General features: G+C 66.9%; 17 protein-coding genes and 3 pseudogenes. 5 read left to right on the top strand and 15 right to left on the bottom strand.

What is annotated here, in order from left to right; translation table 11 throughout:
• Positions 1 to 13: 13 nt before the first annotated feature.
• The 11 genes and pseudogenes from CSW59_RS03690 to murC all read right to left on the bottom strand — a co-directional run bounded on the left by CSW59_RS03690 (position 14) and on the right by murC (position 11,480).
• A complete protein-coding gene (locus CSW59_RS03690) occupies positions 14 to 196 on the bottom strand; it encodes a hypothetical protein (RefSeq protein WP_099442762.1) in 183 nt (60 codons plus the stop codon).
• On the bottom strand, positions 187 to 1,410 hold the full coding sequence (gene zigA, locus CSW59_RS03685; RefSeq protein ID WP_236632149.1) for a zinc metallochaperone GTPase ZigA: 1,224 nt from the start codon (positions 1,408 to 1,410) through the stop codon (positions 187 to 189). Before zigA ends, CSW59_RS03690 begins: the two co-directional genes overlap by 10 nt.
• A gap of 168 nt (positions 1,411 to 1,578) precedes the next feature.
• Positions 1,579 to 3,132, bottom strand: coding sequence for a cell division protein FtsZ (ftsZ, locus tag CSW59_RS03680; RefSeq protein WP_099442760.1), 1,554 nt, complete (start codon positions 3,130 to 3,132; stop codon positions 1,579 to 1,581).
• 37 nt (positions 3,133 to 3,169) lie between these two features.
• Positions 3,170 to 3,233 (bottom strand): annotated as a pseudogene (locus CSW59_RS20900) (hypothetical protein); the annotation flags it as partial.
• A gap of 275 nt (positions 3,234 to 3,508) precedes the next feature.
• Positions 3,509 to 4,834, bottom strand: a complete 1,326-nt coding sequence (gene ftsA / locus CSW59_RS03675) for a cell division protein FtsA (protein WP_099442759.1) — start codon at positions 4,832 to 4,834, stop codon at positions 3,509 to 3,511.
• 30 nt (positions 4,835 to 4,864) lie between these two features.
• On the bottom strand, positions 4,865 to 5,533 hold the full coding sequence (locus CSW59_RS21155; protein ID WP_369825739.1) for a cell division protein FtsQ/DivIB: 669 nt from the start codon (positions 5,531 to 5,533) through the stop codon (positions 4,865 to 4,867).
• A 216-nt stretch (positions 5,534 to 5,749) separates the two neighbouring features.
• Positions 5,750 to 6,700 (bottom strand): annotated as a pseudogene (locus CSW59_RS20895) (D-alanine--D-alanine ligase); the annotation flags it as partial.
• Between the two features lie 46 nt (positions 6,701 to 6,746).
• Positions 6,747 to 6,913 (bottom strand): annotated as a pseudogene (locus CSW59_RS21150) (hypothetical protein); the annotation flags it as partial.
• Between the two features lie 6 nt (positions 6,914 to 6,919).
• Positions 6,920 to 8,320 carry a M28 family peptidase gene (locus tag CSW59_RS03665; RefSeq protein WP_099442757.1) on the bottom strand — a complete coding sequence of 467 codons (1,401 nt, stop codon included), beginning with the start codon at positions 8,318 to 8,320 and terminating at the stop codon, positions 6,920 to 6,922.
• A 681-nt stretch (positions 8,321 to 9,001) separates the two neighbouring features.
• A complete protein-coding gene (murB, locus tag CSW59_RS03660; RefSeq protein ID WP_099442756.1) occupies positions 9,002 to 9,907 on the bottom strand; it encodes a UDP-N-acetylmuramate dehydrogenase in 906 nt (301 codons plus the stop codon).
• Positions 9,908 to 10,058: 151 nt separating this feature from the next.
• Complete coding sequence (gene murC, locus CSW59_RS03655) at positions 10,059 to 11,480, bottom strand: UDP-N-acetylmuramate--L-alanine ligase (protein WP_099442755.1); 1,422 nt, start codon at positions 11,478 to 11,480, stop codon at positions 10,059 to 10,061.
• Between murC and CSW59_RS03650 the strand changes: the two genes are divergently transcribed.
• Positions 11,479 to 11,982 carry a hypothetical protein gene (locus CSW59_RS03650; protein WP_099442754.1) on the top strand — a complete coding sequence of 168 codons (504 nt, stop codon included), beginning with the start codon at positions 11,479 to 11,481 and terminating at the stop codon, positions 11,980 to 11,982. The two genes, murC and CSW59_RS03650, sit on opposite strands and share 2 nt — an antisense overlap.
• A gap of 133 nt (positions 11,983 to 12,115) precedes the next feature.
• Positions 12,116 to 12,511 (top strand): surface-adhesin E family protein, encoded by a 396-nt coding sequence (locus CSW59_RS03645; protein WP_099442753.1) that lies wholly within the window; start codon positions 12,116 to 12,118, stop codon positions 12,509 to 12,511.
• A gap of 117 nt (positions 12,512 to 12,628) precedes the next feature.
• Here CSW59_RS03645 and CSW59_RS03640 read toward each other — a convergent pair whose 3' ends face one another.
• The 4 genes from CSW59_RS03640 to CSW59_RS03625 all read right to left on the bottom strand — a co-directional run bounded on the left by CSW59_RS03640 (position 12,629) and on the right by CSW59_RS03625 (position 15,714).
• Positions 12,629 to 12,940, bottom strand: coding sequence for a hypothetical protein (locus CSW59_RS03640; protein WP_099442752.1), 312 nt, complete (start codon positions 12,938 to 12,940; stop codon positions 12,629 to 12,631).
• Positions 12,941 to 13,096: 156 nt separating this feature from the next.
• Positions 13,097 to 14,182 (bottom strand): undecaprenyldiphospho-muramoylpentapeptide beta-N-acetylglucosaminyltransferase, encoded by a 1,086-nt coding sequence (murG, locus tag CSW59_RS03635; protein WP_099442751.1) that lies wholly within the window; start codon positions 14,180 to 14,182, stop codon positions 13,097 to 13,099.
• Position 14,183: 1 nt separating this feature from the next.
• Positions 14,184 to 15,356, bottom strand: a complete 1,173-nt coding sequence (ftsW, locus tag CSW59_RS03630) for a putative lipid II flippase FtsW (protein ID WP_099442750.1) — start codon at positions 15,354 to 15,356, stop codon at positions 14,184 to 14,186.
• Between the two features lie 82 nt (positions 15,357 to 15,438).
• Positions 15,439 to 15,714 carry a hypothetical protein gene (locus CSW59_RS03625; RefSeq protein WP_099442749.1) on the bottom strand — a complete coding sequence of 92 codons (276 nt, stop codon included), beginning with the start codon at positions 15,712 to 15,714 and terminating at the stop codon, positions 15,439 to 15,441.
• A gap of 228 nt (positions 15,715 to 15,942) precedes the next feature.
• Between CSW59_RS03625 and CSW59_RS03620 the strand changes: the two genes are divergently transcribed.
• The 3 genes from CSW59_RS03620 (at position 15,943) to CSW59_RS03615 (ending at position 17,545) form a co-directional block, all read left to right on the top strand.
• Positions 15,943 to 16,299: a DUF6481 family protein gene (locus CSW59_RS03620; protein ID WP_099442748.1), complete on the top strand. Its 357-nt coding sequence runs from the start codon at positions 15,943 to 15,945 to the stop codon at positions 16,297 to 16,299.
• A 3-nt stretch (positions 16,300 to 16,302) separates the two neighbouring features.
• Positions 16,303 to 16,425 (top strand): hypothetical protein, encoded by a 123-nt coding sequence (locus CSW59_RS21595; protein ID WP_255408963.1) that lies wholly within the window; start codon positions 16,303 to 16,305, stop codon positions 16,423 to 16,425.
• A gap of 103 nt (positions 16,426 to 16,528) precedes the next feature.
• Entirely contained in the window at positions 16,529 to 17,545 is a 1,017-nt protein-coding gene (locus tag CSW59_RS03615) for a sensor histidine kinase (protein ID WP_099442747.1), read from the top strand.
• The last annotated feature ends 64 nt before the right edge of the window (positions 17,546 to 17,609 follow it).

The following is a 17,609-nucleotide window of genomic DNA, read 5'->3' as shown; positions in this document are numbered from 1 at the left end:
GGGAGGGTCGAGTCTAGAGCGCTTCACAGAAGAAGCGCCCCGGGATCGGCCCCTCCGGGTAAAGCGCCTGAAACCGGTAGAGCACTAGAACCCATTCGGCCTCCTCCAAGCAGACGCCGAACCGTTGCGCCACCCAGGCGGCGGACGGCTCCTCGAAAGCGTCGTCCCGGATTTCGTCGCGGCGGCTCAGCTCCATTGGGGGAACGGATCCGGGAGCTTGGCCCAGGCTTTGAGGCCAAAACCGAATTGCAGGTCGGACAGAAGGCAGGCGTCAAAGCCCTGGGTCAGAGCCTCGCGATCCATGTTCTGGCCGATCAGCACGATCTCCTGGCGGCGGTCGCCGTGGACCGGCTTCCAGACCTTCTGGATCGCCGCGCGCCAGGCGGGGTCTTCGGGCCAGTATTCCTCCGGCGCGCTGGCCCACCAGCGGCCATGCGGGCCGAACTGGGTGACCGCGCCCGCCTGACTCCAACCGCCAACGCGATCATAGCGGGTGGCTAGCCAAAGGAAGCCCTTGGAGCGGATGACGCCCGGCCACTCGCTGTCCAGCCAGGCCTTCAGCTTCTCGGGATGAAACGGCTTGGACGCGCGATAGACGAAGTGGCTGATGCCGTATTCCTCGGTCTCGGGCAGCACCTCCCCCATCAGCGCCTTCTGCCAGCCGGCCGCGCCCTCGGCCCGGACGGGATCGAACAGGCCCGTGTCCAGCACGTCATCCAGCGCCACCGCGCCGCGCTCGGAGCGGACGATCCGCGCCTGCGGATTGAAGGTTGCGACAATCGCCTCGAGCCGGCCCAGGTCTTCGGCCGACACCAAATCGGCCTTGTTCAGCACGATAACGTCGGCGAACTCGATCTGCTCGACCAGCAGATCAACGACCGTGCGCTCATCGCCCTCCCCCGCCGTCTCGCCGCGATCGGCCAGGCTGTCGCGCGAAGCGTAGTCGCGCAGGAAGTTGAAAGCGTCGACCACCGTGACCATGGTGTCCAGGCGCGCCACGTCCGACAGGCTCTGATCGCTCTCGTCCCGAAAGTCGAAAGTGGCGGCGACCGGCATCGGCTCGGAGACACCCGTGGACTCGATCAGCAAGTAGTCGAACCGTCGCTCGGCGGCCAGACGGCGCACCTCCTTGAGCAGGTCTTCGCGCAGGGTGCAGCAGATGCAACCGTTGGACATCTCCACCAGGGTCTCGTCGGTGCGCGACAGGTCGGCGCCGCCCTCAGCGACCAAGGTGGCGTCGATGTTCACCTCGCTCATGTCGTTGACGATGACCGCGACCTTCTTGCCCTCGCGGTTGCCAAGGACGTGGTTCAGCAGCGTGGTCTTGCCAGCGCCCAGAAAGCCCGACAGCACGGTGACGGGCAGGCGGCGGTCGATCCGACCTCTGGTTTGGGGAGCTTCGACGGTCAAGCGCGACCTCATGTGTTATACAATAACACCAGTAGCGCGTCAGCTCAGGCCGCTCAATAGAATTGTTATCTTATAACACTTCTTCGCACGCGCCCGCCGAAACGCAAAACGCCCCGGAGTCTCCTCCGGGGCGTTTCGTCATTTTGGCCCCCTCTTGGGGTTCGCTTTTCAGTTGGCCAGGCGGCGCAGGAAGGACGGGATTTCCAGGTCTTCGCCGTCGTCGGCCTGAGGCGTTTCCACCGGGGCCAGCTGCGGGCGGACGCTCTGGGTGGTGCGAGCCTGCGGTTGCGGGCTCGAGGCCTGCTGCTCGTAGCGCTGACGACCACCGCCGAACATCGAGAGCCAGCCGCCCTGCTTCTGCGGACGACGCTCTTCGTAGTAGTTGCTGCTTTCCGGGAACAGCGGCTCTTCGGCAACCTCATCGACCAACGGATCGACGATGCGGTTCACCTGCCGGGCCGCCGGCTGGGCCACGCGCGGTTCTTCAGCTACGGTCGGCTCGTCGTAATAGAGCTCGGCTTCCGGCTCCGGCTGGGGCGCGGACATGACGATCTCGGGCTCGGGAGCCGGCGCCGGTTCTGGCGAGAAGGCCGACGAGTACGCCGTGGAGGGGCGCTCGGCCGGACGGGCCGCTTCATAGCGAGCGGTCGGGCGGGCGGGCTCCGGCTGCGGAGCCGGCGCGCGAGCCGTGTCGGCGATCAGCGGCTGGGTGGTGGTGTTGCGGGTGACCGGCTTGGGCTCGATCTGGGCGATCGAGGCGCCGTCCATACCTGTGGCGACCACCGACACGCGGATCACGCCTTCCAGCGACGGATCGAAGGCCGCGCCGAAGATGATGTTGGCTTCCGGATCGACCTGGTCGGAGATCGCGTTGGCGGCCTCGTCGACTTCCAGCAGGGTCATGTCCATGCCGCCGGTCACGTTGACCAGCACCGCCTTGGCGCCCTTCAGCGAGACTTCGTCCAGCAGCGGGTTGGCGATGGCGTTCTGAGCGGCCATCAGGGCGCGGTCTTCGCCCGTGCCCTCGCCGGTGCCCATCATCGCCTTGCCCATCTCGGTCATGACCGTACGGACGTCGGCGAAGTCGAGGTTGATCAGGCCCGGCAGGACCATCAGGTCGGTGATCGAGCGGACGCCCGAGTGCAGGACCTGGTCGGCCATGCCGAACGCTTCAGCGAAGGTCGTGCGTTCGTTGGCGACGCGGAACAGGTTCTGGTTCGGAATGACGATCAGGGTGTCGACGTAGCGCTGCAGTTCCTGGATGCCGCTGTCGGCCAGACGCATGCGGTGACGGCCTTCGAAGTGGAAGGGCTTGGTCACAACGCCGACCGTCAGGATGCCGCGCTCACGAGCGCACTTGGCGATGATCGGGGCCGCGCCGGTGCCGGTGCCGCCGCCCATGCCGGCGGTGATGAACACCATGTGAGCACCGTCGAGGTGCTCGCCGATCTCCGGGAAGCTCTCCTCGGCGGCGCTCATGCCCACTTCCGGGTGCGCGCCGGCGCCCAGGCCTTGCGTCACTTGCACGCCCAGCTGGATCCGCCGATCGGTCTTGGCGAATTGCAGCTGCTGCGCGTCGGTGTTGGCCACCACGAACTCAACACCCTCGAGGCCAGCCTCGATCATGTTGTTCACGGCGTTGCCGCCAGCGCCGCCAACACCAAAGACCACGATGCGCGGCTTCAGCTCGGTCGTACGCGGCGCGGAAAGAGAAATAGCCATGGGACCCTCGCGTCCTAACGCCGAAATCGTCAAATGTGACCTCGGCGACACCCAATCGCCGGGGAGCGCCTCGACGATCGTGTTAACAGAACAACCACCATCGTTAATCGGCAGTTAACTGCATAATCTGAGTCGGGGTCTGGTCGAGCGCGGCCGTGGGATAAATTGTGGTCTATCAACAGAAAACCCTGACGAACCAAGGGTTCAGTTAACATCCACAGACATGTGCGACCGAACGCCGCTGAGTCTCTATTCTGACGAATAGCCACGCTTCGAGTAGCAAAAAAGGCCCGTACGAGATGCTCGAAGGGGCCTTTAAAGTTAAACAGTAGAGTTAATCACGCTTAAGGTTTGAAGGCCGTGCCGGCCGCTCGGCCTAAAGGTTGTCGCGCAGCCAGGCAGCCGCGCGCGAGATGGGGCTGGCGTTCGGATCCAGCGGACGCTTGCGGGCGACGCCACCGGCCAGGGCCTTTGACGACACCGCCTCGCGCGGGCCGAAGGCGGTGCGATGGAGGGTGCCAGCGGCCGCGCAGAAGGCCGGGCCCGAAGCGGCGTCGGCCAAATGAGGAACCCTACGTGGACGACCCAGGCGCACGGGACGGTCGAACACCCGCACAGCCACTTCGCGCACGCCGGCCAGCTGGCTGGCGCCGCCTGTGAGCACGATGCCCGCGCCCGGCTCCACCGGCGCGCCGGAAGCCTTCAGGCGCTCGCGCAGCAGTTCGAGGGTCTCTTCGACCCGCGGCTGGATGATGCCCTTCAGCAGGGAGCGCGGGGCAATCACCGGACCCGCGCCCGGATCGTCGCCGCGCGGCGGCGCCTCGATCATCTCGCGGTCCTCGTTGGCCGAGGCGATGGCGCTGCCGTGCAGGGTCTTGATGCGCTCGGCGCCCACGACCGAGGTCTGCAGGCCGCGCGCGATGTCTTGGGTCACGTGCCCCCCGCCGACGGCCAGGCTGTCGACGTGGCAGAGGGCGCCGTTGTTGAACACGGCCACCGAGGTCGAGCCGCCGCCCATGTCGATGCAGACCGCGCCCAGGTCCATCTCGTCCTCTTCCAGGGCCGCCAGGGCCGAGGCGAACGGCGCGGCGACGACGCCCTCGAAGCTCAGGTGAGCGCGTTCGACGCAGTGGGCCAGCGTGTGGAAGATATTCTCGTTGACCGAGACGACCAGCAGTTCCAGCCCCAGCGAGCGGCCGAACATGGCGCGCGGGTCGCGGATGCCGCGCTGACCGTCGACCGACCAGGCGATCGGCAGCAGATGGATGGGCTTGCGGCCGGGAATGCGGACCTGGGCCAGGGCCGAGGCGATGGCGCGCGACAGGTCGCCGTCCGAAATCGGACGGGCGCCCAGCGAGACCTGGGCGTGGACGCGGTGGCTGGCCAGCTGACCGCCGGCGGTGCACACGCTGACGCCCTGGACGTTGACGCCAGCCACGGTCTCGGCGCGCTCGACGGCCTGAGCGATGGCCTGGGCGGCTTCGTCCAGATTGACGATCGCGCCGCCGCGCACGCCGCGCGACTGGACATAGCCGACACCCGAGGTCGTCAGGGTGCGGTTCTCGCGGTGGATGCCGTCGGGCTTCATGATGAAGCACGTCACCTTGGACGCGCCCAGGTCGACGGCCGCGATGGCGGGCTGGCGCACAAGCGTCGCCTTCAGGCCCTCGCGAGCCTGTTTCCGGTCCTCCATTCGCGACATCGCTATCGTCACCTTAGCCCATCAAGTCCATTACGCCCCATTCGCCGCGGGCTGCCCAGGCAGCGCCGCGTCGCGAGGTCTCACAGCCACCATTTCGGGGTCGCGCAGATCGATCCGCGCGAAACCCATGTCCAGGATTCTCTGCCGCTGATCGAGCTGATCCAATTGAATCAACGCGGATTCTTCGTCAATAGCGGGAAGCTGAATAAGCGACCCATCCTTCAAACGAAGATCCCAGCGGCGGTCGTCCACCCGCACCAGCGCTTCCAGCCGATCGCGCAGGCGGGGACGCGAGGCCACCGCCGGCAGGATCAGACCTGCGGCCTGGTCAGCGCCCTGCCCCACCACCAGCGGCAGCTGCGGGAAACGCGCTGGATCAGCCTCGTTGATCACCCGCCCCTCGGCGTCGATCACCTTCATCCGGCCTTGGTTCTGCCAGACCGCCAGAGCCGGCCGCTCCTGGACGGAGATCAGCACGGTGTCGGGCAGCATCCGCACGACCTGAACGTCCTTGACCCAGCCCACGCCCTGCACGCGCTGGCGGACGCCCGCCAGGTCCATGCCCAGCGTCGGCTGGTCAAGGTACAGGCCCGAGGCCTTCAGGATGTCGGCCTGGGCGGTCGCCGAAGCGCCCCGGATATGGACAGTCTTCAGCTTGAACCCAGCAGACGCGAACGCGCCGTCGACGCTATGGGCCATCGCCGCGCCGATACGCTCGGCGCGGTGCCCTGTGGCCAACATCACCACCAGTCCAAGGCCCAGAGCCGCACCCGCGACGCTGAGGGCGACCGTGGGCGACAGGCCCACGCCCTTAGCGGCGTGCAACTTGGCGGCTGGCTGCGCGCCTCGCGGCGCGGCCCGGCCTTTGCTCGGACTTACGGGCGCTTCGGCCCGGGGTCGCCTAGGCTTAGGCGGTCCCCCCGCGTTACGGCGGGCATAAGCGTCCTCCACGATCCATAGAACCAAATGATCAAACGGAATCCCGACGTGGGCGGCCTGCTCGGGGGCGAGCGAGGTCGGAGTCATGCCGGGCTGCGTATTGACCTCTAGAAGGACCAGAATGTCGTTAATGTCGTCATAACGAAGATCGGACCGGGTCACACTTCGGCAACCAAGAGCAGTATGGGCCAATTCGGCCATCCGCATAGCGCGATCCCTTACGCCATCAGGGATTGGGGCCGGCAGGACGTGGATCGAGCCCCCTTCGGAGTACTTGGCCTCGTAGTCATAAAAACCTGTGGATGCACGAATATCGGTGACCGCCAGCGCCCTGGGACCATTCGCCTCACCCATCACGGCGACCGCCAGCTCCAGGCCGCGGATGTACGGCTCGACCATGACCTCCTCGCCGAAGGTCCACGACGGCGCGCCGACCTCCTCGGGCGGACGGTTGGCGCCTTCCTTGACGATGAACACGCCGACCGAGGAGCCCTCGGCGTTCGGCTTGACCACATAGGGCGGCGGCAGGACGTGGTCGCGGGCCACGTCGTGACGGTTGAAGAGGCCCCCGCCGGGCACCGTGACCCCGGCCGCCGCCAGCACGGCCTTGGCCTTGGCCTTGTCCATCGCCAGGGCCGAGGCCAGGACGCCGGAGTGGGTATAGGGCAGCTTCAGGGTTTCCAGCACGCCCTGGACACAGCCATCCTCGCCCCATTCGCCATGCAGGGCGTTGAAGACGAGGTCGGGCTTGGCCGCCGTCAGCACCTGGGCGATGTCGGGGCCCGCGTCGATCCGCGTGACCTTGGCCCCCAGCCGCTCCAGCGCGTCGGCGCATTCGGCGCCGGAGACCAGGCTGACCTTGCGTTCCGACGAGGGACCGCCCAGCAGGACGGCGATGTGGCGGCCAGAGAGAGGCTGCTGGGTCATTTGGCGGGAGACTCTTTGGAAGGCTGTAGCGTTCAGCCACTCCTAGTCAGCCCGGACGCGCCTGCCAACCGCTAGACGCGCAAGCGCCCCCTCCGTCGCGAAGCTTCGCATCGCGCCACCTCCCCCGTTTCACGGGTGAGGAGGATACCGCCCATCCTCCCCCGCTCGCGGGGGAGGATGGGCGCAAAGCGACGAGACGGAGGGGGCGCTCTCAACCGCCTAGTGCGCCGCCGGGGCCGCCGGCTTCAGCGCGCGGAAGTCGATGTCGCTGTCGGCGACCAGATAGATCAAGCTGGTCCAGGCGGCGACGTTCTGGGCCAGTTGCAGCGGATCGACCTTGTTCAGAGTGTCGTCGGCCGTGTGGTGGTAGTCGAAGTAGCGGCTGGCGTCCTGCTTCAGCGCAAAGGACGGGACGCCAGCCTGCTCCAGGCCCTCGATATCGGCGCCGCCGTGGGTGGCGGGCTGGCGGCTCACATAGATCTTCAGCGGCGCGAGCACGTTCGCGGCGGTCGTGGCCAACGGGTGGCTCAGCGCGCCGGCCGGCAGGTTCAGGGCGTAGATGCGATCGGCGCCGCTGTCGCTTTCGCCGGCCAGGACGATCTTGGACACCTCGTCCTTGTGGGCGGCGATGTAGGCTTCCGACGAGCCGCCGCTTTCCTCCGAGCCCCACATCACGACGCGGATGGTGCGCTTGGGACGCTTGGGCAGCTCGCCGATCAACTTGGCGGCGGCCGTGGTGATGCCGATGCCCGTGGCGTCGTCCAGCGCGCCCGTGCCGACGTCCCAGCTGTCCAGGTGCCCGCCGATGACGATCACCTCGTCAGGCTTTTCCGTGCCCTTGATGTCGCCCGAGATGTTCCAGGCCACGTCGTTCGGATCGGTGGTCGAGGCCAGCTTCAGCTTGATGCGCAGCGGGCCCTTCTTGGCCAGGCGCTCCAGCTGCTCAGCCTCGGGCACGCCCATGGCGGCGGCCGGAATGGTGACGACCTGGTCGCCGAAGGCGGTCATGCCGGTGTGGGGAACGGTCGAGTCCGAGGTCGAGACCGAGCGGATCAGCAGGGCCACGGCCCCGCGCTTGGCGGCCTCGACCGGACCGGCGCGGCGCGAGATCCCGGCGACGCCGTAGCCCGAACCGTCCTGAGCCTTGACCATCGGCTGGGTGATGACGACGATCTTGCCCTTCAGCGCGCCCTCGGGGGCGGCGATCATCTCGGCATAGGTGCGGAACAAGGCAACCTCGGCCTCGATCCCGGCGGCCGGGGTCGGCACGGTGCGGCCCAGGCCCACGATGTCCAGCTTCATCGGATAGGGGGCGACCAGCTGGGCGCTCTCCTCGCCGCGCGTCCAGGACGGCTTGGCGAATTCCTCGACCTTGATGTTGGTGAAGCCCAGAGCCTTGAACTTGGCGACGGCCCAGTCCTTGGCCCGCTCCATGGCTGGCGAGCCGACGACGCGCGGACCGATGCTGGTCGTCAGATCCTCGGTGATGTCCCAGGCGGTGCGATCCAGCAGCGCCTTGTCGCGCAGCGCCTCGGCGATGCGGACGTCTTGAGCGTGGGCGGCGCCCGAAAGCAGGGCGAAAACGGCCGAGGCGGCCAGTAAGCGACGGTACATGAGCAAGGACTCTCCCCAATGGCGCGGCAGTCATAGCACCCGTTCGCGCCACGGGGAGTCAGCAATGGAACGGCGGGCGCGAAAGCGGCGACGCGACCAGAAACAAGGCAGACGCACGACTTCGCCGCTTCACGCGGCCAGCCGCTGAAGGGATGAAAGGGGATGCGGAGCGCCCGGACATTCGTCCGGATGAGGATAGAGTTGTTACCGTTTCGACGAAGCCAGAGCGCTCCGCGCAGTCGTTATCCGGTGAGCCTTCGACGCGCGGGGTTTTAACCCGCTTCCGAAAGAGGCCCCCGGCGGGCGGGCCGGGCTGGCGACCCGGTCCCCGGACCGTCCGGGCGATTTCAGCCCGAACCTAAAGTCCCGCTCGACCACCCCCGACAGCCGTCACGATCGCCGGCCGGACGTCCCTTCCAAGCCATCGGGTGAGATCAGTATGGAGGGGGTTTCAACGCGGATGATCCAGCGGCGTGTAAAAGTGAGAAGTGTTTGATTTTGCTGGATTCGATTTCGCCAACTACGAGCGTTCAGCGGTGCGGACGCTCCTAAAGATCCTCCCCCGTGACACGGGGGAGGTGTCGGCGGAGCCGACGGAGGGGGCGAACTGGGGATCGGCCGAGCTAGCCCCCTCCGGCCCTCTGGGCCACCTCCCCCGCATCGCGGGGGAGGATCTGAAAGCCACCCCTACCCCGCCCGTCCGATCCGCTTGATTTCCCAGTCCAGCTGGACCCCGGTCTTGGTCTTCACGTCGGCGCGGACGGTCTCGCCGAGACCCTCCAGGTCGGCGGCCGTCGCCTCGCCGGTGTTGATCAGGAAGTTGCTGTGCAGCGGCGAAAACATCGCCCCGCCAAACGGCTTCCCGCGCCAGCCGGCCTCGTCGACCAGCTTCCACGACGAATGGCCCGGCGGGTTCTTGAAGGTCGAGCCGCCGGTCTTTTCGCGGATCGGCTGGGTGGTCTCGCGGCGGGCGGTGATCTGCGCCATCCGTTCCTTGATCGCCTCGGGCTCGTCGGCGGTCCCCTCGAACACGGCGTCCAGCACGATCACGGTCTCGCCGTCCTGCAGGGCGCTGTGGCGGTAGGTGTAGTGCAGATCCTCGACCGAGAGCTCGCGCACCACGCCCGCGCGGTCCATCACGCGGACCGACTTGACCACATTGACCGTCTCGGAGCCGTAGCAGCCGGCGTTCATGATCACCGCGCCGCCGATCGTGCCGGGCACGCCGACATAGAACTCAAGGCCCGCGATGCCCGCCTCGGCCGCCTTGCGGGCCAGGATGGCGTCGGGAACGGCGCTGCCAGATCTGATGCGGTTGTCGCCCAGCGCCTCGACCGTGTTGAAGCCCTTGCCAAGGCGAATGATCACGCCCTCGACGCCGCCGTCGCGGACCAGAAGGTTGCTGCCGACCCCGATCGCCATGACCGGCACGGCCGGATCCAGGGCCTTCAGAAAGTCCGACAGGTCCTGCTCGTCGGCGGGCAGGAACACCACGTCGGCCGGACCGCCGACCCGGAACCAGGTGAACGGCGCCAGCGGCTCGTCGATCAGCAGCTTGCCACGGACGGTCGGGAGTCGGGTTTTCCAGGTCATCAATACGTCTCCCCTTCTCCCCTTGCGGGAGAAGGTGTCAGCCTCAAGCTGACGGATGAGGGGTTTCTCGGCGTCGCCAAACGACCCCTCATCCGGCCGCTGCGCGGCCACCTTCTCCCGCAAGGGGAGAAGGGAGGGACCGAGGGGCGCTTCACTTCGCCAGCGCCTCAAGCTGCCCCGGCAGAGCATAGGCCCAGGTGGTGATGTCGCCGGCGCCCAGCAGCACGACCAGGTCACCGCTGGTCGCCTCGGCCGCGATCAGGCGCGGCAGGGCCGTGGGGGCCTCCAGCGGCAAGGCCCGGCGGTGGCCGAACTTCTTGAGGCCCTCGACCAGGGCGTCGCGATTGACGCCTTCGATCGGCTGCTCACCGGCGGTGTAGACATCGGCCACGATCACCGTGTCGGCGTCGTTGAAGCACGAGCTGAACTCGGTCATCAGGTCGCGCAGGCGGGTGTAGCGGTGCGGCTGAACCACGGCGATCACCTTGCCGTTCGGGGTCACGGCGCGGGCGGCCTTCAACACGGCGGCGATCTCGACCGGGTGGTGGCCATAGTCGTCGACCACGCGAATACCATTGGCGACGCCGGTGGTGGTGAAGCGGCGCTTGACCCCGCCAAAGCCGGCCAGGCCCTTGGCGATCGCCTCGGCGTCGACGCCCAGCTCACGCGCCACGGCCACGGCGGCGGTGGCGTTCAGCACGTTGTGATGGCCGGCCATCGGCATCTTCAGCCCGTCATAGCGCACGACCTCGCCGTCGCGCGGCGAGATGACGATGTCGAACTTGGCGCCGTCCGGGCCCATCTCGATGTTGGAGACCCGAACCTCGGCCTGCGGATTGGTGCCGTAGGTCACCAGACGCCGGTTCTCGATCCGCGAGGTCAGGGCTTGGACTTCCGGGTGGTCGGTGCAGACGGCCGCGAAGCCGTAGAACGGGATGTTCTGGATGAAGTCCTGGAAGCCCTTCTTGACCGCATCGAAGTCGCCCCAGTGGTCCAGGTGCTCGGCGTCGATGTTGGTGACGATGGCGACCGTCGACTTCAGGCGCAGGAACGAGCCGTCGCTCTCATCGGCCTCGACGACGATCCAGTCGCCCTCGCCGACCTTGGCGTTGGTGCCGTAGGCGTTGATGATGCCGCCGTTGACGACGGTGGGGTCCATGCCGCCGGCGTCCAGCAGGGTGGCGACCATCGAGGTCGTGGTGGTCTTGCCGTGCGTGCCGCCCACCGCGATCGAGAACTGCAGGCGCATCAGCTCGGCCAGCATCTCGGCGCGGCGCACCAAGGGCAGGCGCTTGTCGCGGCCAGCGACCATCTCGGGGTTATCGGCCTTCACGGCCGTCGAATAGACGATCGCCGAAGCGCCCTCGACATGGGCGGCGTCATGGCCGATGAAGATGCGCGCGCCCAGCTTTTCCAACCGCTCGGTGTTGGCGCTGGCCTTGGCGTCGCTGCCCTGAACGGTGTAGCCGATACGCAGCATGATCTCGGCGATGCCGGACATGCCAATGCCGCCGATGCCGATGAAGTGCACGGGGCCGAGTTCGAAGGGGACGGGGCGTCGACGCTGGATCATGACGAGCCGATTAGACCAATTCCGCGCGGCGCGAAACGCCCTGTTGGCCTTCTGTTTGTGGACGGGGCCGGCTCTGGCCCAAACCCCCGCCCCGCTTGAGCTGCGGCTGGCCGACGTCGGCCGCTTCGCCGTGTTCGTCGACATGGGCGGCGTCCAGTGGACCGGGCGCGTGGCCAAGCTTCGCGTGCTGCAGGTCGCCGAGGGCGGCTTCAAGGCGGGCGCGGAGGAATTCTGGGGCGGTTGGCGTCACGAGGTCATCGACTGCGACGCCCGCACCATCGCCCACGCGGGCTTCTCCAGCGTCCGAGCCGGCGGCCGCGAGGGTCCGCTGACGGGCGACCAGCGCCCAGCTCAGCCGCTACCGGTGGGGAGCCCGGACGAGGCCGTGGCCAAGGTGGTCTGCGACGGCTGGCGGCCCTATGCAACCATACCGGTCTCAACTAGCGTAGCGCTAGCTGTAGCTACCGGGCGTCCGCTCATTGAGAGCGGTGCTGAGCCGTGAGCAGCAAAAATAGGAGCGTCCCGTGCGGCGTCTAGCAACGGCCTTCCTCAGCCTAGGCCTCATGATTGGCCAAGCCGGAAACGCCTTTTCCGCGCCCATCGACAGAGGGGCGGTGAAGTTGCCGGAAGGACGTATGCTGCTCGTCGCCACCAATCAAATGGGCGCGGTGATGATCGGCCTCGACAACATGGTGAGGGATAGCCATGGCGCTGTGGTTCTCGTCTATCGAGTTTTCGATCCACCGCGCGTCCTTGAAGGTGGTCCAATCATCACTGAAGAAGCCGAAGCGCAGCGTTTCGATTGTGACGCGCAGAACTATCAAAGCCTTGGCTCGTCACAATACAATGCCGCTGGCGAGGAAGTCCTTTGGACTGAAGAAGAGCCAACCAAACCCGTGCGCGAGCGCACAATGACCTCCCGCGTCGCGGATGTCGTTTGCGGCAAGGTTCAGCTTCCCAGCGGAAACATCGCCAAGGATCGAGCAACCGCTAGGGCCATGGTGGCCCAAAGTAGAGCGGCCGCCCCCTGATCGAGACGGGCGCCGAGCCCTGAACACGAAAAAGCCCCCGCCGGCGGACCGGCGGGGGCTGTTTTACGTCGAAGCCTAAGCGACGCTTACGCGCCGCCTTGCTGACCTAAGCGTCGCTTACGCGCCGCCCGGGAAACGGAAGGGAACCTTCACGGTGCCGGTCTTGGCGCCCATCGGCAGCTTTTCAGCGATGCACATGGCGGCCTTGTCGAAACCCTTGCCCGAGGCGCTGTTGTCGACGACCTTGCAGTCCGACAGCTTGCCGCCGTCGGCGGTGCATTCCAGCATCACTTGAGCCGCGTCGCGGGTGTTGGCGAACTGCTGCAGGCAGCGGCCCATTTGATCTTCGAAACCGCCGGCGGCCGAAGCGGCCTGAGCGACGAAGAAGCTGCCGGCGAGACCCGCCGCGATCGCGATAGAGAATTTCATAACACGCCCATCCCTTGTGTGCGGCAAACCAATCTGATGGACGCTTTGTCGCAGAGAAGAGCTAATGAACGCCCAAGCATCGCGGTTAATTGTTCGCGAACATGGTGAATGACGCGCGGACGTTAAGCTTAAGCCGCGATGCGGATGGCCTCGCGTTTAGCGGGCCGTCCTTTCCACCAGGTCCGCCAATGCCTCGGCCGCGTCGGGCTTGGCCACCGAGCGCGCCCCGGCCGCCATCCGCCCCAGGCGCTCGGGATCCTTGAGCAAGGCGTTCAGGGCGCCGGCCATGGCGTCGACCGTCAGTTCGTCCTCCAGGCACACGGCCGCGCCGCCCGCCTCTTCCAGGAGCTTGGCGTTGAAGCGCTGGTGGTCGTCGGCGGCGATCTTCAGCGGCACCAGGATCGAGGGCCGGCCGGCGACCGCCAGCTCGGTGCAGGTCGAGGCGCCCGAGCGGCCAATCACCAGGTGCGACTGGCGCAGATAGCCGGCCATGTCGCGGAAGAACGGCGCGACCTCGCAGTCGACCATGGCGTTGCGATAGGTCTTGCGGGCCTGCTCCATGCTCTCGGGCCGGGCCTGCTGGAACACCTTCAGGCGCGAGCGCAGGTCCTCGGGCAGCTTGGCCACGGCCTCGGGGATCAGCTCCGACAGCAGGCGCGCCCCCTGGCTGCCGCCGGTGACCAGGATGCGCAGCTGCGCCTCGGGCGGCAGATAAGGCGTGTCGTAAAGCGCGCGGACGGGCGGGCGAACCGGGTTGCCGACGACATGGGCGCGGGCCTTCACGGCCGGCTTGGCCATCTCCAAAATCGGGAAGGCGCAGGCGACCTCATCGACCCGAGGGGCCAGGAAGCGGTTAACCCGGCCCAGCACCGCATTCTGTTCATGGATAACGGTCGGGCGTTTCTGACTCAGCGCGCCCAACAGGGCCGGCAAGGCGGGATAGCCGCCAAAGCCGACGACGACGGCCGGGTCCAGGCGCTTAAACGCCGCCCGGGCCTCCAGCACGCCCTGCAGCACGACGAAGCCGGCCTTGATCATGCCCAGCGGGTCATTGGCCTTGGCGGTGGCGGCCGACAGGGCCAGGCGCTCCTGGGCCGGGAACTTGTCGGCATAGAGCGCGCCGCGCTCGTCGGTGGCCAGCACGATCCGCCAGCCGCGCGCGGCGAGCGCCTCGGCCAGGGCTTGAGCGGGGAACAGATGTCCGCCGGTTCCTCCGGCGGCGACGACAGCCAGCTTGCTCATGTCAGGCGTAGGCGCCTTGCGGGGCGAGCTCGCCCGTCACGCCGTAAGCGCCGGGACGCTTACGCACCAAGGCTAGGGCCATGCCTAGCGTCAAACCCATCGCGAGCATCGAAGAGCCCCCGTAACTGATGAACGGGAGCGTCATGCCCTTCGTCGGGATCATGTTCAAGTTCACCGCGATATTGATGATGGCCTGCTGCCCCAAAAGCACGAAAAGACCGGCCGCCGCGACCTGCTCGAACGGGTCGTTCAGCTTCATGGCCTTGTAGAGGCCGCGCACCACCACGAAGGCGAACAGCGCGATCAGGGCCCACGAGAAGATCAGCCCGTACTCCTCTGCGGCGACAGAATAGATAAAGTCGGTGTGCAGGTCGGGCACGTGGCGCTTCATGACGCCCTCGCCCGGTCCTCGGCCGAACAGCCCCCCGGCGCGGATGGCCTCGGCGGCGCGGGTGATCTGGTGAGTGTCGGCCTGGTCGGGGCTGAGGAACTTCTGCACCCGGGCGTGCACGTGGTCGAACAGGAAATAGGTCGAGCACAGGCCCGCCACCGCGACCCCGCCCAGCCCCATGATCCACGAGATCGGCACGCCGGCCATCCAGAAGGCCGCTCCGAACGCGATCGTGATCAGCACGGTCTGGCCGACGTCGGGCTGCACCAGAAGCAGCGCCACGGCGATGAAATAGAGCAGGAAGGCGATCGAGACTCCCGGCACCCCCTCGCCCTTCTGGCCCTCGGAGAACATCCACGAGACCAGCACGATCAGGGCCGGCTTCATGAACTCCGACGGCTGCAGGGTGAAGCCGCCGAACTGCAGCCAGCGCGTCGCGCCCTTGGCGTTGTGGCCGATGAACGGCAGGGCGATCATGATCGCGATCGCGCCGATATAGATGAAAAACGCCGTCCGCCGAATGCCCTTGGGCGACAGCATCGACATCACCAGCATCAGCACGGTCGAAGCGCTGGCGAAGAAGCACATGCGCAGCGCAAAGTGGAACTGGTCGCTGATGCCGATGCGCTGGGCCGCCGCCGGACTTGAGGCGAACGACAGCAGCATGCCCAGGGTCGCCAGGATGGCGGTCGCCCCCAGCAGCCAGCGGTCGGTCGTCCACCACCATAGGCCGAGCGCGGTGCGGTCGGTGCGGGCGAAGGCGTGTGTCGCGTTGGAGGCCATGGGCGGAGAGTCGGACCGCAGGGTTAATCAAACCTTGCTTGACCACGGCCAAGCCGTGGAAAAGCGGCCATAATCTAGGGGTTCAGCGCAGTTCGAAATAGGCGGTGTCGCCGCCTTCGCTATGCGCGATCACCGCCACCCGCAGGACCACCCCGTCATCGAGGGTCAGGCGACATTCGCCGGCCCGGAAGGCCCGTCGCAACAGGTCGGTCTCGGCGACGATGCTGCCCTTGCCGCCCTTCTTGGCGCCTTGGCCATCCACGAACAGGACCGAGAAGGCCACCGCCTGCTCCTCGCCCGCCAGCCCCAGCGCGCCCTGCCCCGTGCGCGGCGGCTTGGGTGTCTTGCTGAACGCCATCAATGAAAAACCTCGAAACCGAAGACGAACTTCTACACCCTGCGGATGATATTTCATAAAATATAAATCAGAAAAAGCGCGCCCCATCTGGACGATCTATTCGCGGGGGCGAGCTAATTGATTAGGTCGCGAGCCGATTATCTGTTAGATTTCTAAAATCTGTGGCGCACATTTCCATGGTCGCGCCCGAAAAGCCGAACGAATTCCGTTCGCACCACGAAAGAACTCATGCTTTCATCGCAAGATATCAGCCATTCGCAACGACAGAAGACGGCTGCGGACGCCAAGGCCGCGCTGCTGGCCAAGTTCAAGCCGCGCCCGAGCAACACCGATCCGCGCTTCGGCGAGCGCGACACCCTGCGCGCGGCCGAGCTGACCCGCGTTCGGCAAGAGCGGAACGACGCCCGCAGCGCCCGCCGCCAGTCGGTCGCCGACGCGGCCCAGGCTGTGATCGACGCCGACGCCGCGATCCAGGCGGAAGCCCTGTCGGCCAAGCGTGGCGAACGCAAAGAACGCAAGGCCCTTTCGGCGGCCGAGGCCAAGGCCAAGCGCGACGCGCGCTACGCCGCCCGCAAGGCGAGGTGATCCATGGCCCGTAAGCCGAACTACGATTTCGAGCGCAAGGAGCGCGAGCGTCAGAAGGCCGCCAAGGCCGCGGAGAAAGCGGCCGCCAAGCGACCGCCCGTCAATGACGAGGACGCCTCGGCCTGACGCGGCTGACAAGCAAAGCCGAGCCCGAAGACACTTCGCGCGCAAGGCTTTGCTTGAATTCCCACACGGGAAGGTAATCATGCTCTCATAGCGGGAGCGATTTGTGGCCGACGGCGCATCTGACGAAACGGTTCTCGAGGGCGCGGGCGCTTATTTCCTGAGCGTCATTGAAGCCAGTCAGGACTGCATCCGCGTGATCAGCGCCGATGGCTACGTCGAATATATGAACGCCCGCGGCAAGCAGCTGCTTGAGATCGAGGATTTCGAGGGCCGCAACCGCGACCGCTATTGGCCGGACATGTGGCCCGCCGAAAGCCGGCTCATTGTCGAGAACGCCCTTCGCGCGGCCCTGGCCGGCCGGGCGGTCTCGTTCCAGGCCTTCAACCCGACCGTCAAGGGCGCGCCCCGCTGGTGGGACACCATGGTCTCGCCCGTCATCGTGGACGGCAAGGTCGTGCGCGTGCTGGCCACCTCCCGCGACGTGACCGGCGAGCGCCTGGCCGAAAGCCACCGCCAGCTCTTGGTCAACGAGCTGAACCACCGGGTCAAGAACACCCTGGCCACCATCCAGTCGATCACTCAGCAGTCCCTGCGCAACGCCGGCGTCGACTGCGCCGTGCGCGATGCGCTGGAGGGGCGGCTGATGGCGATCGCCGCCACCCACAACGTGCTGACCGACCAGAACTGGTCGGCCGCCAGCCTGCGCCAGATCATCGACGGCTCGGTGATCCCTTATCGCGCAAGTCCCGACCAACTGACCGTATCGGGGCCCGACCTGAAGGTCTCGCCCAAGACGGCCGTGGTCATGGCCCTGGCCTTCCACGAACTGGCGATCAACGCGCTGAAGTACGGCGCCCTGTCGGCGCCGACCGGCCACGTGGATGTCATCTGGACGGTCAAGCCCAAGGACCGGCTCCACATCGAGTGGCGCGAGAGCGGCGGTCCGCTGGTGCGCCCGCCCAAACGCCGGGGCTTTGGCTCACGGATCGTCGAGTCGGCGCTACCGGGCGAACTGGCCGGCACGGTCCAGGTCGACTACCGGCCCGACGGCCTGCGCTGCGCGATCGACGCGCCCCTGTCGGCGCTCGACAAGGCGGATGCGTTCATGCCGCTGGGGTAGCTGGAGACAGCAAAGCGGACATACTGAAGTTCTCTTCGGGGTGGTGAGCCGACACTCGCTGCGA

Origin of the sequence: Caulobacter sp. BP25, from assembly GCF_002737755.1 — a bacterium.
Taxonomy (GTDB): Bacteria; Pseudomonadota; Alphaproteobacteria; order Caulobacterales; family Caulobacteraceae; genus Caulobacter.
This window is presented reverse-complemented; position numbering and strand designations above follow the sequence as displayed.

Coding starts and splice junctions, on each gene's coding strand:
- CSW59_RS03690 (WP_099442762.1), bottom strand. CDS start 196: ATGGAGCTGAGCCGCCGCGACGAAATCCGGGACGACGCTTTCGAGGAG.
- ftsZ (WP_099442760.1), bottom strand. CDS start 3,132: ATGGCTATTTCTCTTTCCGCGCCGCGTACGACCGAGCTGAAGCCGCGC.
- ftsA (WP_099442759.1), bottom strand. CDS start 4,834: ATGTCGCGAATGGAGGACCGGAAACAGGCTCGCGAGGGCCTGAAGGCG.
- CSW59_RS21155 (WP_369825739.1), bottom strand. CDS start 5,533: ATGGCCCATAGCGTCGACGGCGCGTTCGCGTCTGCTGGGTTCAAGCTG.
- murB (WP_099442756.1), bottom strand. CDS start 9,907: ATGACCTGGAAAACCCGACTCCCGACCGTCCGTGGCAAGCTGCTGATC.
- CSW59_RS03650 (WP_099442754.1), top strand. CDS start 11,479: ATGACGAGCCGATTAGACCAATTCCGCGCGGCGCGAAACGCCCTGTTG.
- murC (WP_099442755.1), bottom strand. CDS start 11,480: ATGATCCAGCGTCGACGCCCCGTCCCCTTCGAACTCGGCCCCGTGCAC.
- CSW59_RS03645 (WP_099442753.1), top strand. CDS start 12,116: ATGCTGCTCGTCGCCACCAATCAAATGGGCGCGGTGATGATCGGCCTC.
- CSW59_RS03640 (WP_099442752.1), bottom strand. CDS start 12,940: ATGAAATTCTCTATCGCGATCGCGGCGGGTCTCGCCGGCAGCTTCTTC.
- murG (WP_099442751.1), bottom strand. CDS start 14,182: ATGAGCAAGCTGGCTGTCGTCGCCGCCGGAGGAACCGGCGGACATCTG.
- ftsW (WP_099442750.1), bottom strand. CDS start 15,356: ATGGCCTCCAACGCGACACACGCCTTCGCCCGCACCGACCGCACCGCG.
- CSW59_RS03625 (WP_099442749.1), bottom strand. CDS start 15,714: ATGGCGTTCAGCAAGACACCCAAGCCGCCGCGCACGGGGCAGGGCGCG.
- CSW59_RS03620 (WP_099442748.1), top strand. CDS start 15,943: ATGCTTTCATCGCAAGATATCAGCCATTCGCAACGACAGAAGACGGCT.
- CSW59_RS21595 (WP_255408963.1), top strand. CDS start 16,303: ATGGCCCGTAAGCCGAACTACGATTTCGAGCGCAAGGAGCGCGAGCGT.